We start from the raw sequence: 14,064 nt of genomic DNA on the forward strand, positions 1-14,064 counted from the left end.
GGCTGCCGCCCCGCTCCGGCGCTATCCGAGTGTCACGTCGAGGAACATCATCAGCACCAGTCCGACGATGAAACCCAGCGTGGCCTTGTCCTGATGGCCGTGGCGATGGGTTTCGGGGACGATTTCGTGGCTGATGATGAACAGCATCGCCCCCGCCGCGAACGTCAGCCCCCATGGCAGGAGCGAGGCTGAGACGCTGACGGCGGCAGCGCCGATGCCCGCGCCTACGATCTCGACCGCGCCGGTCATCGCCGTGACGGCAAGCGCCTTCCAGCGGGAATAGCCGAGGCCGGTCAGGGCGACGGCGACGGCCAGCCCCTCGGGGATGTCCTGAAGCGAGATGCCGGTCATCACCGACAGGCCCTTCGCCTGATCGACGCCGAAGGCCACGCCGATGGACAGGCCCTCGGGGAAATTGTGGATGGTGATGGCGAGGATGAACAGCCAGATGCGCGCGATCGTCGCCTGATCCGCGCCGCCCTCGGGGCCGGACTTGAAGTGTTCGTGCGGGATCTTGGCGTTCAGAAGCCAGACGAAACCCGCGCCCAGCGATACGCCCGCCGCCGCGATGGCCGCGGCCAGCCAGACGGAGCCGGTCTGTTCTTCCGCCCGCTCGATCCCCGGCAGGATCAGCGAGAAATAGGCCGCCGACAGCATCACACCGGCCGCAAAGCCCAGCATCAGGTCGGATGTCGCGCGGCTCATCCGCTTGCCGATCACCGCAGGGATGGCGCCGGCGGTGGTGGCAAACGCGGCGACGGCGCCACCGAGAAGGGCTGTCAAAAGCGGGGTCATCTTGTCTCCGGTTGTGCGCAGGAGGTGGCACGAGGCGGCGGAAAGACAAGCTGCATCGACGTCTATCCGCGCTCAGCCCAGCGACGTGACCCAAAGGATCGTCGCATCCTCCGGCGAGACGGAGACCACGTTGTGCCCCATGGTCGCATCGTAATAGGCGGTGTCGCCGCGCTTCATCTCCACCGGTTCGTAGAACTCGGTATAAAGGCGGATCACACCGGTCAGCACGTAGAGGAATTCCTCGCCGTCGTGGCGCACCCAGCCGTCGAACTCTTCGAGCGTGCGGGCACGGACGCGGGCACGGTAGGGCAGCATCTTCTTGCGGCTGAGCGATTCCGCCAGGAGGTCGTGTTCGTAGGTGGCCGTGGCGAGGTGCCGGCCTTCCTCGACACGGGTCACCGCCATGCGGCCGTTGGCCTGCGCCTGCACGGGGGGCGTGAAGAGCTGCGGGACAGAGATTTCCAGACCCGTGGCCAGCTTCTTCAAGGCGTCGTAGGTGGGCGACATCTGCCCGTTCTCGATCTTCGACAGCGTGGACCGGGCCAGCCCGGCCTTCTTCGCCGCCTGTTCGAGGGTCCAGTCCTTTTCCTTCCTGAGTTCGCGCACCCGAAGCCCGAGGTCGAGCGGTTCCGCCACCGTGTCGGGGCCGGTTTCACGCGCGATGCGGATCAGGGATTTCGGGTCGTTGGACATGGCTGTGCTGGCGCCCTCTCTCGTGGCGCTCTTCTATATGCGTGTGGGGCCACCCTTGCAAGCGGCGGGCGGCGGACTTACTCCATCGGGCATGAGAGCTTCGATCTTCGATGAAGGGGCCTTTGCGCCCTGCCCCGCGCCGTTCAACCTTGCGGCACATGTGCTGGCGTCGGGCGCATCGACCCCGGACAAGATCGCGCTGTCGGTGGTCAGGCCCACCGGCGCGCAACGCTGGTCCTACGGGCGGCTGATCACGGCGGTGCGTGGCACGGCCACAGGGCTGCTGGAGGCCGGCCTGCGCCCGGGCGACGTGCTGCTTATGCGGCTGGGGAACACGGTCGATTTCCCGATCGCCTACCTTGGCGCAATTGCTGCCGGTGTGGTGCCGGTGCCGTCCTCGTCGCAACTGACGGCGCCGGAGGTGCAGAAGATCCTCGACCACCTGTCGCCGGCGGCGATCCTCAGGGCAGACGGCGTGCCCTGCCCCGACACCGCCGTGCCGGTCTTCGGACCGGAGGTCTACGAGAGGTGGCACGATCTGCCGCCCGCCGATTACGCCATGGGCGACCCGGAGCGGCTGGCCTACATCGTCTACACATCGGGTACATCCGGGACACCGCGTGCTGTGGGCCATGCGCACCGGGCGATCTGGGCGCGGCAGATGATGATGGACGGCTGGTACGGGCTGGGCGCGGAGGACCGGCTGCTGCACGCGGGCGCGTTCAACTGGACCTTCACGCTGGGCACCGGGCTGATGGACCCCTGGACCGTGGGGGCGACGGCGCTGATCCCGGCGGCGGGCACAGATGCGGCGCAGTTGCCGCTTCTGATGAAGCGCAATGACGTGACGATTTTCGCCGCTGCGCCGGGTGTTTACAGGCAGATCCTGAAGTTCCCGGTCGCGCCGATGCCGCGTTTGCGGCACGGGCTGGCCGCGGGCGAGAAACTGTCGGAAACGATCCGCGACGGCTGGCGCGCGGCGACGGGGACCGAAATCTTCGAGGCCTACGGCATGTCGGAGTGTTCGACCTTCATTTCCAACGCGCCTGCGCGGCCTTCGGCGCCGGGCACGCTGGGCCGTCCGCAGTTGGGCCGTCACCTTGCCATCGTCGATGAAGACGGCGCGCCGGTGGCGCGGGGCATGCCCGGCACCATCGCCATCCATCGCGACGACCCCGGGCTGATGCTGCGGTATGTCGGTGCCGAAGACGCCACGGCAGAGAAGTTCGCCGGCGACTGGTTTCTGACCGGCGATCTTGGCGCGATGGACGATGACGACCAGATCTCGTACCTCGGGCGCTCGGACGACATGATGAACGCGGGCGGCTACCGTGTCTCGCCGCTGGAGGTGGAGGCGGCGCTGGCCGGTCTGCCGGGGGTGACGGAACTGGCGGTCACCGACCTTCAGGTGAAGGACGACGTGCGGGTGATCGCCGCTTTCTACACCGCCGCCGAAGAGCTGGACGAAGAGAGCCTGAAAGCCGCGGCGGCGGAGCGGCTGGCGCGCTATAAGTGCCCCCGCGCGTTCATCCGGCTGGACGCCTTGCCCCGCAATCCCAACGGCAAGCTGATCCGCAAGGCGCTGAAACGGCCCGATCCCGCCTGAAAGGGCCCGGTCCGGGCGGGCGTGTCGACGGCACCCGGCCTTGGACGGACCGGAAAGCGGCGCGTCCATATGGCGGGAATCACGGTCTCGCCACCGCAGCGCGCGCCTGCTAAGAGACCGGGACTGGAGGTCTCATGGTACAACTCGACATCTTTTCCGACCCGATCTGCCCGTGGTGCTACATCGGCAAAGCCTATCTCGACCGGGCGATGGAGGCGCATCCCGATCACCCGTTCAACGTCCGCTGGCTGCCGTTCATGCTGAACCCGGCGATGCCCGAGGGCGGCATGGACCGGCGCGCTTACCTCGAAGACAAGTTCGGCGGACAGGAGGGCGCGGTGAAGGCCTACCTGCCGGTGGAAGAGCATGCCAAGAAGGCCGGGCTGACGATCAACCTGGACCGGATCGCGCGCACCCCGTCCACCATCGACGCGCAGCGCCTGATCCACTGGGCCGGGATCGAAGGGCGTCAGACGCCGGTGGTTTCGGCGCTGTTCCGGGCCTATTTCGTCGACGGCCGCGACATCGGCGACCGCGAGGTGCTGGCCGATATCGCCGACAGCATGGGCATGGATGCCGCGATGGTCATGCGCCTGATGAACTCCGAAGCCGACCGCAAGGAGATCGTCGAGCAGGACGCCACGGCGCGCGGCATGGGCGTGACATCCGTCCCGACCTTCGTGGTGGCCCAGAAACATGCGGTGCCGGGCGCACAGCCGCCAGAGTTGTGGGCCAAGGTGATCGAGGAACTGCGCAGCGGGGCCGACCCGAGCGCGTGATGCAGAAGCTGCGCTGGCTGACCCTGATCGTGACGCTCGTGGTGATCATCGCCACGGGCACGGTCTTCTTCCACCATGTCGAGGGTTGGAACTGGCTGGACAGCTACTTCTTCACGGTGGTGACGCTGTCGACCGTGGGTTACGGAGAGCTCGTCCCCGCCACGGCGGTCGGCAAGATCGGGACCACGGTCTTTATCCTCGTCGGTCTGGGCGTTTTCGCGGTTGCGGTCCAGCAATTCGGGCAATACGCCATGCGCAAGCGCGAAGAGCACACGGAGTGGTTGATCGCGCGGCTCGACACCAGTGATGAGAAACCCGCCAATGATGATGACCCGCCGGACCGCCGCTGACGCCTGCGAGGCGACGGTATGACCTCCCGTACCGACACGACCGAAGTGCCTTCCACACCCGACTACGTCCTGCCGGGGCGGTTCGAGTTCATCACCATGATGGCGATGCTGACCGCGATGGTGGCATTTTCCATAGACGGGATGATGCCCGCCCTGCCCGATATCGCCAGCGATCTCAGCCCCGACGCGCCCAATGCCGCGCAACTGGTGCTGACCAGCTTCGTGCTGGGTCTTGGGGTCGGCACGCTGTTCACCGGCCCGCTTTCCGACCGTTTCGGGCGCAAGCCGGTGATCGTGGCGGGCGTGGCGGTCTACGTTCTGGGGGCTCTGACCTCGGTGCTGTCGGACAGCTTGTGGTGGTTGCTGCTGACGCGGCTGATCCAGGGGCTGGGGGCCGCGGGGCCGCGCGTGGTGGTCATGGCGGTGACGCGCGATCTGTACGAGGGGCGCGGCATGGCGCAGATCATGTCCTTCGTGATGATGGTCTTCGCGCTGGTGCCCGCAATGGCGCCGCTGCTGGGCCAGCAAATCATACGGATCTCGGAATGGCACATGATCTTCCTCGCCTTCGCGGTCTTCGGTGTGGTCGCCGCGACCTGGGTGACGATCCGCCTGCCGGAAACGCTGCCGAAGGCGAGACGCCGCAAGTTCCATCCGCGCCAGATCCGCGCCGCCCTGACCGAAATGATGGCCCTGCCCGACGTGCGTCTGCCGATCGTGGTGATGACGCTGGCCTTCGCCTGCCTGTTCTCGGTCATCTCGTCTATCCAGCCGATCTACGAGGACTGGCTGGGCCGGGCCGAGACCTTCCCGATGTGGTTCTGCCTGACCGCGATCCTGGCGGCGTCATCGAGTTACGTGAACGCGCGGCTCGTGATGCGGCTGGGGATGCGGCGGCTGATCACCTCCATCCTGGTGGTGCAGATCTTTGTCAGCACCGGCATGCTGGTTGTGATCCTGCTCAACCCCGGTGGGCTTACGCTGTTTGTGGCCTTCCTCGTGTGGCAACAGGTGCAGTTCTTCCAGGCCGGTCTGACCTTCGGCAACCTCAACGCCATCGCCATGGCGCCGATGGGGCATATCGCGGGCACCGCCGCCTCGGTCATCAGCGCGTTGGCGACCGTGGCCTCGGTCGTGCTGGCCATTCCCATCGGGCTGCTGTTCAACGGCACGCCGTTGCCGCTGGTCGCCGGGGTGCTGATCTATGCCTCGCTCGCCCTGTTCGTCATGCGCAGGTTGCGCCACATCGAGGATGCCTGACCCGGCGGATGACCCCCGAAAGTTGCCGGTCTAGGACGCGGTGTCGGTCCGGTCGCGCCCGGCCGCGCCCTTGAGATCATCCTCCGAAAGGGTGAACGCCTCCATGTCGCAGGACAGCCGTTTCGAGGACAGGGACATGCGGCGGCTCATTCCGGCAAGCCGTTCGCCCATGGCGGCGGTCTGCCGGGTCTTGTCTTCGGTGCTGCGCGCCCTTTCGTGGAGTTGAGAGACCGCGCCGACCTGTTCCACGTTGCGGTTGGAGATCGCGGCGGTCAGGTCGCTGGCGCGGGATATCTTGTCCTCGATATCCTGCAGGCGCCGCCCCACGGCGTCCACCAGGGTTGCGCCCTCGCTGACCTGCCGTGTGCTGTCGTGGATCAGCTGACGGATGCCGCTGGCCGCCTCGGACGTGCTCTTGGCCAGTTGCCGCACCTCTGCGGCGACGACGGCAAAGCCCTTGCCCGCCTCCCCGGCGCGCGCCGCCTCCACCCCGGCATTGAGCGCCAGCAGGTTGGTCTGGAAGGACACGTCGTCGATAAGATCGACGATGGTGCCGATCTGGCGGGAGCTTTCCTCGATCGCGCGCATCGCGGCGATGGCGGCGGCGGTGACCTCGGTGCCGTCGACGGCGCTGTCACGCGCTTCCCCCGAACTCTGGGCGGCATCCCTGGCCTGTTCGGCGGTCTTCGAGAGCGCGTCGACCAGCGTTTCGGTGGCTGCGGTCATCTCCGACAGCGCGCGTGACTGCACCTCCGCCAGGGCGGCCAGTTCGTTCATGGTTTGCGACAGGCCTTGCGAGTCGGTCGAGAAGCCATCGACCACCGCGCTGGCGTTGGCGAAGGCGTCGCGCAGGATGCTGACCGTGACGTTGAACTCTGACCTCAGGATTTCGTACTGCGCGGGAAAGGGATCGCGGATGCCGAAGCAGAGGTCGCGTCCGGCCAGCCGGCTGAGGCCGATGCGCATTTCCTCGATCACGCGGCTGGCGCTTTGGTGCGCGGCCTGAACGTCAAGCCTGGCATCCTCCGCCATCCGGGTGCCGACCTCCAGTGCGCGCGACTTGTTGTGCACGCGGGCAAGGGTGGCACTGCGGTCGTGGACCGCAAGGCCCAGCACCACCCCTTCGAGCGCGACGATGGCCGCATGCAGGGCGGTGCGCGCGACGTTCGTCATCAGGTCGCCTGTCGGATAGACCAATGCAGGAAGGGCGACGGTGAACGCGAAATGATGCACAGCCGTGATGATGCAGGCGTAGATCAGAACGTCGATCCGCCCCGGTATGGCGACCACGGCCAGCAGCACGAAGAACAGCATGTGCGTGTCGATCTGGAACGGGTGCCCGGCGAAGACGGCGGTCATCATCATCGCCTGCCCCATGATCGCCGTGGCCATCACGTAGTCGCGCAGGCCAGAGGACATGGCGGAACCCAGGGCCATGGCAAGGGCAAGCGCCATCGCCCCCATGAGCGCGGGCACGAATGGCGTCCCGGCGTACAGGCTGGCCAGCGGGATCAGTGGCAGGAACAGCACGCTGAAGGCAAGGCGGCGAGCCGGGAATCCGGGCCGCCGGGCCCAGGACGGAAGGGCAAACATGTCACGACACCCCGCAGAAAGCGGCGATGCCTGCGCCGTCGACCAGCGCCCAGGCCCCGAGCCCGTGCAGGCGGTCGGCGGATGCACGTCCGTCGAACACTGCCATGGCGGCGAGCCCTTGTTGCGGCCACGGCGTGATCGTGCGCCCGCCCGAGGCGCGCACCATGGCGCTGGCCCCCGGCGACCATGGCGCGGCGATCACCACCACCGGTGCCCCGTCCCGCGGCGGCAGGGCCGACACCGTCATCACGAGGGTCACCCCGGTCACCAGCAGGAGCGTCGCCACCAGCACCGCCATTCCGGCGAAATGTCGAACGAGGGTTTTCATGAAGCATGCCTAGGGCCACGGAGATTACCGGGCGTTTAACGCTTCGGAATTTCTTCCTAAATTTCAGTTATTTAAAAAGTGCCGCAAATGCGGGCAGAGCCTGCGGGAAATGGCCTGCGGACGCCCGTCTTGGCGACAATTTTTCGGTATGCGACTGTATACTTTATTTCCGTGCAAGGTCGCATGCGTTAGACAGCGGACAAACGACTCATCGCAGAGGGGAAAGCCGATGACCCGTATCAAGGTCGACAATCCGATCGTGGAGATGGACGGCGACGAGATGACCCGCATCATGTGGGCTTTCATCAAGGAAAAGCTGATCCTGCCGTACCTCGACCTGGACCTGCTTTACTACGATCTCGGGATCGAGGAGCGGGACAGGACCGGGGACCAGATCACCATCGACGCCGCCGAAAAGACGAAGGAGGTTGGCGTCGCGGTCAAATGCGCGACGATCACCCCGGACGAGCAGCGTGTCGAGGAATTCGGTCTCAAGAAGATGTGGAAGTCGCCCAACGGCACGATCCGCAACATCCTGGGCGGCGTCGTCTTCCGCCAGCCGATCATCTGCCGCAACGTGCCGCGCCTCGTGCCGGGCTGGACCTCGCCCATCGTGGTGGGCCGGCACGCCTTCGGCGACCAGTACAAGGCCACGGATTTCCACTTCCCCTCGGCGGGCAAGCTGACGATGAAATGGGAAGGCGCCAACGGCGAGGTGATCGAGCGCGAGGTCTACGACGCGCCCGATGCCGGGGTCTACATGGGCATGTACAACCAGGACGAGTCGATCCGCGACTTTGCCCGCGCCTCGCTGAACTACGGTCTGACGCTGGGCTGGCCGGTGTACCTGTCGACCAAGAACACCATTCTCAAGGCCTACGACGGGCGGTTCAAGGACCTGTTCCAGGAGATCTACGAGGCGGAGTTTGCCGAGAAGTTCAAGGCGGAGGGCATCTGGTACGAGCACCGGCTGATCGACGACATGGTGGCCTGCGCGCTCAAGTGGAACGGCAAGTTCGTCTGGGCCTGCAAGAACTATGACGGCGACGTGCAGTCGGACACGGTGGCGCAGGGCTTCGGGTCGCTGGGGATGATGACCTCGCAACTGATGACGCCGGATGGCCGGATCGTGGAGGCGGAGGCGGCGCACGGCACGGTGACGCGCCATTACCGTCAGCACCAGAAGGGCGAGGCGACCTCCACCAACTCCATCGCGTCGATCTATGCCTGGACCGGCGGGCTGAAGCACCGCGCGAAGCTGGACGGCAACGCGGCGCTGCAGGACTTTGCCGAGACGCTGGAGCGGGTGATCGTCGAGACCGTGGAGGCCGGCTACATGACCAAGGACCTGGCGCTGCTGGTGGGTCCCGATCAGGGCTGGCTGACCACGATGGGATTTCTGGAGAAGATCGACGAGCGGCTGAACAAGGCGCTGGCGGGCTGAGGCCGGGGCGTGGGCCGGCCAACCGTCGGTTGCGGCCTTCCGGCTTGACGGTTTCGCCGCGCTGGCGCGCGGCGATCCGCCGGGGGGCTGCCGCCCCCCGGACCCCTGCCCGCCGGGGGCCGCCGCCCCCCGGACCCCCGGCAGGTATTTGTGCCAAGATGAAGGGGAGCGTTTTGCCCGGCGTCGTTTGCGGTTTGGGCGCGGCTTTGGCGGGTCTGGCCGCCAATGCGCGCGGGATCAGCCCTGTCCGAAGAAGCGGTCTGGCAGGTCGGTCCTGAACGGCAGTTTCAGGGCCCGGGTCTTTACCACGCTGAAACGTTCGAGCCGGGCGGGTTTGACCGAGAGCGTGGCATGGGCCCTGGGTTCGGCCTGATCCCACGGCAGGTGCGGCCGCGCCTCGAAAGTGTCGTAGAACTTCAGGGCGTCGTCTTCGGCCTCTTTCCAGCCGCCGCCGGGCAGGCCCTTGCCCGGGGCGCTGGCGACCGCCATGCGGATAGCGTTGCCTTCGGCCAGCACGGCGCGGTTGGCGTATTTCAGATGCGCGAGGTAGAGCCCCTGCGGCATTTGGAACGGGAATCCGTCGAGCCTGCGGGGGGCGACCTTCGTGCCGTGAAGCTGGAAGCTTACGGCACGGCGGGCGGCGACGGCTTTGGAATAGTGGCCGGAGAAGGCCAGCGCGCGGCGGGGACCGAAGACCGCCGCATCGGTGAGCGGCGCCTCTCCGGGACGTTCGGCAAGGTCGAACCCCAGGGCCGTGACGACCGGGACGTCGCAGGCGGCCAGCGCGTCGGCGATACTGTCCCATCGCGCCGGATCGATCACCACCAGTTCGTCGGCATCGGTGCGGATCACCCAGTCGTAGACCTTTGCCAGACCTGCGTGGAAGCCGTCGAGCATCTCGGCCCGGGCCTTGTCGAAGTTGTCGAAGCGGTCGCGCGGGATGGTCAGGACCGAGGCGCCGGGACAGATGCGGGCGATCTCGGGGTCGGGACCATGCGCCACGACGAAGAGGTTCGCGGCGCCCAGCTGGCGGGCATGGTGGGCGTACCAGCGCGAGAGCGCCCAGTGATCGCGGTGGACCATGGTCAGGCAGGCTATGCGCATGGAGGCCCTTTCGACGCCGTGCATCTGCATTTGCGCCACTGTTTCGCGGCGCGGCGGGACTTTCAACCGCGTAGCGCCCCGAGTTTCATCATTGTGCACCGGGAGCCTTGCGCCTGCGCACCCTGCCCCTTGTTCGCGCCCGCGTAATGGGGCATCGGCTGAGCATGCCCACCTTGTTGCACCTTCCCCCCGCCGACCGTCACACGCTTTCCGAAGATATCGTCGGCCTGCTTGTCGGAACGCTGCTGATGGCGCTTGCGGTACACGTGCTGCGCGCGGGCGGGCTGATCACCGGGCAGATCGCGGGGCTGTCGCTGATCCTGTCCTATGCCGCCGGATGGTCCTTTGGGGCGGTGTTCTTTGTCCTGAACCTGCCGTTCTTCCTGCTGGCGCTGAGGCGCATGGGGCTGAAGTTCACGGTGAAGAGTTTTGTGGCGGTCGCGTTGCTGTCGCTCTTTACCGAGTTGCTGCCGCTGGGGCTGACGCTGACCGCATTGCAGCCCTGGGTGGCTGCGGTGGTGTTCGGTGTCCTGGGTGGCGTTGCGTTGATCGTGCTGTTCCGGCACGGGGCGACGCTGGGCGGCGTCGGCATCGTGGCGCTGTGGCTGCAGGACACGCGGGGCATTCCTGCTGGCAACGTGCAACTGGCCTTCGATCTGTGCGTCTTTGCGCTGGCCTTCGCGCTGTTCCCTTGGGACGTCGCGGCCACGTCGTTGCTGGGCGCGGTGATCCTCAACCTGATGATCACGGTGAATCATCGCGGCGACAGGTACATCGCGCGGTCGCAGTAGTTTCTGCGCGCGTCTGTCGGGTGCCGCCCGGCATGGCCCGGACATGGCCGACAGAAACGGCACATCCTGACCCACAGTTCCTGACCCACAGTCGGCCGGCCAGCGCGGGGCACGGGAGGTCAGCCGCGCGCTGGCCGGGGCCGCCCATCGGTGGCGGCCGGCGCGCGCCCTGTCCGGGGGAGAAGACGGGGCGCGGCCTGTGGGTGGGGCGTGTCAGCCCTTGATGGAACCGTCGTCAACCGGCTCTTCGGGCAGGAGACCGTCGGCCTGTGCGATCACCACCTCGTCGGCGTTCAGGAGACCGTCCGCGTCGACGTCGGCCTCGTCGAAGACTTCGGCCTGCACGTCGGGGAAGACTGCCTGGACCTCGGCCAGCGTGACGAAACCGTCGGCGTCGGCGTCCATCTGTTCCATGACGGCGACATCGGCGCCCGGCATGGGGCTTTCGGCGCCCATGTCGCTGTCCATCGTGGTGGACTGCGCAAAGGCCGGAAGCGTGAGGGCCGCGAGGGCGGCGGCGGTCAGGGCTGCGGTTTTCATCTTCTTTCCTCCTTCGGGTTGGTTCGAAGATGACAGGGATCTGGGGGCGGTCCGCGGCGCTTTCGAGGGCCGCCGGACGCAAGCCGCATGTCAGCGCGGAACGCCGCCCAAACGGCCATTTCGGTTGCGCGGCGGATCGCCATTCAAGGCCTGATCCCAATGGGTTGGCCGTCTTCCGCCGGTTCGGGGCGGGGCAAGAGGCGCCGCGCCGCCGCTGGAAGCGCGCGGCCGTCGGGTCAACGGGAACCCGTCCTTGTGGTGCGGATGCGGGGGGCCGTCGGATCGGGCGGGAAAGGCGCGTACGAGGCCCCTGCCCGGCCATTCGGGCAAGCCTGCCACACCCGGCACGCCCCTGTGCCGAAAAGCGGAACACGCGCGGCTTGCAATCGACGCCCAGACTTGGCGGTGCTAAGGTCGGGTCTGACCAGAGACCACATCGGATGCGTGCATGAAGGACCCCCGGGCGAAAGACATCTTCCAGCTCGGCCAGCTCCTCAACAACACCTACCGGGTGGAGGCGGTCCTTGGCCGTGGCGGCCTGTCGGAGGTCTACCTCGCACGCTCCACGATCTCGGGGCGTGTGGTGGCGATCAAGGCGCTCAGGGCCGAGTTTTCCGACAACGACAGCTACACCTCGCTCATCACCCGCGAGGAAGGCGTGCGCGAGATCCGGCACGACGCCGTGGTGCGCTACTTCGACACCCAGCGCACGCCGGAGGGCATCGTCTACCTCGTGATGGATTACATCGAGGGCAAGGCGCTCGACATGTTCCTGCGCGAGGGCGGCATGTCGGTGGAGGACGTGCTGGCCGTGGGCGAACGTGTGCTGGCCGGGCTTGCGGACGCGCACCGCAACAACATCGTGCATCGCGATATAGCACCGGACAATATCATCCTGCGCGCGGGCGATCCCCGGCAGGCGGTCATCATCGACTTCGGCATCGCCAAGGACACGACGCCCGACGCGGTGACCATTGTCGGCGAGGGTTTTGCGGGCAAGCTGGGCTATGCCGCGCCCGAACAGTTCGGCGGCCACACCGATCCCCGCTCCGACATCTACGCGCTGGGGGCCGCGCTGCTGGCGACCTACCTCGGCAAGAAGCCGAACATGGGCAAGCAGCCGATGGAGGTGCTGCCCAAGAAGATGCAGCCGCTCGACACCGAGGGCGTGCCGGAGCCGTTGTGCATGCTGATCCGGCGGATGACGGAGCCCGACGCCAAGAAGCGGTTCCAGACGGCGGACGAGGCGGTGGAGGCGTTCAAGCGGGCGCAGAACGGGACACCGCTGCAGTACATACTGGACGGCCCGCCGGAGCTGACGGTGACCGAGTCGCCAACCGTGCGGGCCGTTCCGCCGCTGAGCAACGGGTGGGACACGACGGCGCCGGGCACCGTACCGCCAGGCACGATTCCACCCGGAACCATGCCGCCGGGGACAATTCCCCCAGGTACGGTCCCTCCGGGCACCATGCCACCGGGCACCATGCCGCCGGGGACTGTGCCGCCGTCTGGCGGGACATGGACGGTGGCGCCCGACGGCACCGCGCATGGCGGGACGGCGGTGCCGGAGCCACCCGTGAAACGCGGCAAGGGCGCGCTGATCGGTGCGGGGCTGTTGGTTGCGGCTGTCGTGGCGGGCGGCGCCTGGTACGTGTTGCAGGGGCCGGGCGGGGCACGCTTTCCGGAACAGTCGCCGTTCGAACTGACCGTCTCGCGCGGGGCAGACGGCGCGGTGGCCGCGACGGGATTTGTCCCCTCGCCCGCGGCTCTGGCGAATTTGACCCAACGGGTGGAGTCCCTGGGCGGCACGGCGGAATTGTCGCTGGGCAGCGGCGCGTTGGCCGAGACCTGGCCCCAGGGTGTGATATCGATGCTGGATGCTGCCGCCACGCTGGAAGAATTCGAGATCGCGCTCAGCGACAACCGGGCAGAGGTCACGGGTCTGGCAGAGGACCGCGCCACGCTCGATGCCGCGACGAAGGGGCTGGACGGCGCGCTCTATCCCGGGCTGGACGTGAAGGCCGACCTGCTGCTGGGGCCGCGCGACCTGACGCCCGACGATCTGGCCGACGTGATCGACTTCTGGGCCGATTGCGGGGCGCTGACTCTTCAGCCGCCACAGGGCGACAGCTTTGCGCTTGGCGACACGCTGCGGATCAGCGGCACCTTCGCCGCCGACGCCAGTCGCGCGGAGCTTGAGAAATCCCTGACGGAACGCATCGGCAGCCGCTCCTTGCAGATCGACGCCGGTGTGCTGAACGACATGCATTGCCGCATCGACGAGGCGCTGCCCGCTTTGCCTGCCGAGGGGATGGAGGTCGTCTTCGGGTCCGGCGATGACGGCGCGTCGCGGCCCGACGGCTTGTTCCGCCCCGGCGACAACCCGACCATCGACGTCGCTCTGCCGGAGGGGACCGAGGGTTACCTGCACGTGATCCTCGTGGACGTGCAGGGCGTCGTCTACAACCTGCTGCCAAACCGCCTTGCGCCGGAGCACGCCGTGGCCGCCCTGCGTCAGACGGCAGAGGACGGGCGTGTCCGGGTGGCGTTCTCGGAGGCCGTGGCGCGGGCGGAAACCCGCGTCGCCTTCCGCGTCGACGACAGCGTGATCGGCCGGTCGCGGGTGGTGGTCTTCCACACGCGCGCGCCGCTGTTCGACGGGGTGCGCAAGGTGACAGAGACGCTCGACGTTTTCCTGCAGGACCTTGTCAGGCGGCGCGAGGCTGCGCCGGAGATATTCCTGGGATTGCAGTCCGCGGTGCTCGAAACGCGCGGTTGACG

At 67.2% G+C, this 14,064-nt stretch carries 13 protein-coding genes; 7 read left to right on the forward strand and 6 right to left on the reverse strand.

Annotated elements, in window-relative coordinates:
* Positions 1–21: 21 nt before the first annotated feature.
* Complete coding sequence (locus ABFK29_RS12305) at positions 22–795, reverse strand: ZIP family metal transporter (protein WP_005860773.1); 774 nt, start codon at positions 793–795, stop codon at positions 22–24.
* Positions 796–867: 72 nt separating this feature from the next.
* Entirely contained in the window at positions 868–1,488 is a 621-nt protein-coding gene (locus ABFK29_RS12310; RefSeq protein WP_005860775.1) for a helix-turn-helix domain-containing protein, read from the reverse strand.
* Between the two features lie 91 nt (positions 1,489–1,579).
* Here ABFK29_RS12310 and ABFK29_RS12315 point away from each other — a divergent pair, with 91 nt between their 5' ends.
* The 4 genes from ABFK29_RS12315 (at position 1,580) to ABFK29_RS12330 (ending at position 5,483) form a co-directional block, all read left to right on the forward strand.
* A complete protein-coding gene (locus ABFK29_RS12315; protein ID WP_005860777.1) occupies positions 1,580–3,094 on the forward strand; it encodes a class I adenylate-forming enzyme family protein in 1,515 nt (504 codons plus the stop codon).
* A 134-nt stretch (positions 3,095–3,228) separates the two neighbouring features.
* Complete coding sequence (locus ABFK29_RS12320; protein WP_005860779.1) at positions 3,229–3,873, forward strand: DsbA family oxidoreductase; 645 nt, start codon at positions 3,229–3,231, stop codon at positions 3,871–3,873.
* The gene (locus ABFK29_RS12325) at positions 3,873–4,223 is read left to right on the forward strand and encodes a potassium channel family protein (RefSeq protein WP_005860781.1); all 351 of its coding nucleotides are present in this window, start codon (positions 3,873–3,875) and stop codon (positions 4,221–4,223) included. The genes ABFK29_RS12320 and ABFK29_RS12325 overlap by 1 nt, the downstream gene beginning before the upstream one ends.
* 18 nt (positions 4,224–4,241) lie before the next feature.
* Positions 4,242–5,483 (forward strand): multidrug effflux MFS transporter, encoded by a 1,242-nt coding sequence (locus ABFK29_RS12330; protein WP_005860783.1) that lies wholly within the window; start codon positions 4,242–4,244, stop codon positions 5,481–5,483.
* A gap of 30 nt (positions 5,484–5,513) precedes the next feature.
* Here the strand turns inward: ABFK29_RS12330 and ABFK29_RS12335 are convergent, their stop codons facing one another.
* Together ABFK29_RS12335 and ABFK29_RS12340 are read right to left on the reverse strand one after the other, a co-directional pair.
* Positions 5,514–7,076 carry a methyl-accepting chemotaxis protein gene (locus ABFK29_RS12335; protein WP_005860785.1) on the reverse strand — a complete coding sequence of 521 codons (1,563 nt, stop codon included), beginning with the start codon at positions 7,074–7,076 and terminating at the stop codon, positions 5,514–5,516.
* Between the two features lies 1 nt (position 7,077).
* Positions 7,078–7,404, reverse strand: coding sequence for a hypothetical protein (locus tag ABFK29_RS12340; protein ID WP_040604782.1), 327 nt, complete (start codon positions 7,402–7,404; stop codon positions 7,078–7,080).
* Between the two features lie 229 nt (positions 7,405–7,633).
* Here ABFK29_RS12340 and ABFK29_RS12345 point away from each other — a divergent pair, with 229 nt between their 5' ends.
* Positions 7,634–8,848, forward strand: a complete 1,215-nt coding sequence (locus tag ABFK29_RS12345) for an NADP-dependent isocitrate dehydrogenase (RefSeq protein ID WP_005860791.1) — start codon at positions 7,634–7,636, stop codon at positions 8,846–8,848.
* Positions 8,849–9,085: 237 nt separating this feature from the next.
* Here the strand turns inward: ABFK29_RS12345 and ABFK29_RS12350 are convergent, their stop codons facing one another.
* Positions 9,086–9,952 carry a glycosyltransferase family 2 protein gene (locus ABFK29_RS12350; RefSeq protein ID WP_040604811.1) on the reverse strand — a complete coding sequence of 289 codons (867 nt, stop codon included), beginning with the start codon at positions 9,950–9,952 and terminating at the stop codon, positions 9,086–9,088.
* A 164-nt stretch (positions 9,953–10,116) separates the two neighbouring features.
* Between ABFK29_RS12350 and ABFK29_RS12355 the strand changes: the two genes are divergently transcribed.
* Entirely contained in the window at positions 10,117–10,743 is a 627-nt protein-coding gene (locus ABFK29_RS12355; RefSeq protein WP_040604783.1) for a YitT family protein, read from the forward strand.
* Between the two features lie 213 nt (positions 10,744–10,956).
* Here ABFK29_RS12355 and ABFK29_RS12360 read toward each other — a convergent pair whose 3' ends face one another.
* Positions 10,957–11,283, reverse strand: a complete 327-nt coding sequence (locus tag ABFK29_RS12360) for a hypothetical protein (RefSeq protein ID WP_005860797.1) — start codon at positions 11,281–11,283, stop codon at positions 10,957–10,959.
* Positions 11,284–11,731: 448 nt separating this feature from the next.
* Here ABFK29_RS12360 and ABFK29_RS12365 point away from each other — a divergent pair, with 448 nt between their 5' ends.
* Positions 11,732–14,062, forward strand: coding sequence for a serine/threonine protein kinase (locus ABFK29_RS12365; protein WP_005860799.1), 2,331 nt, complete (start codon positions 11,732–11,734; stop codon positions 14,060–14,062).
* The last annotated feature ends 2 nt before the right edge of the window (positions 14,063–14,064 follow it).

The organism is Sagittula stellata E-37, assembly GCF_039724765.1.
Lineage (GTDB): Bacteria > Pseudomonadota > Alphaproteobacteria > Rhodobacterales > Rhodobacteraceae > Sagittula > Sagittula stellata.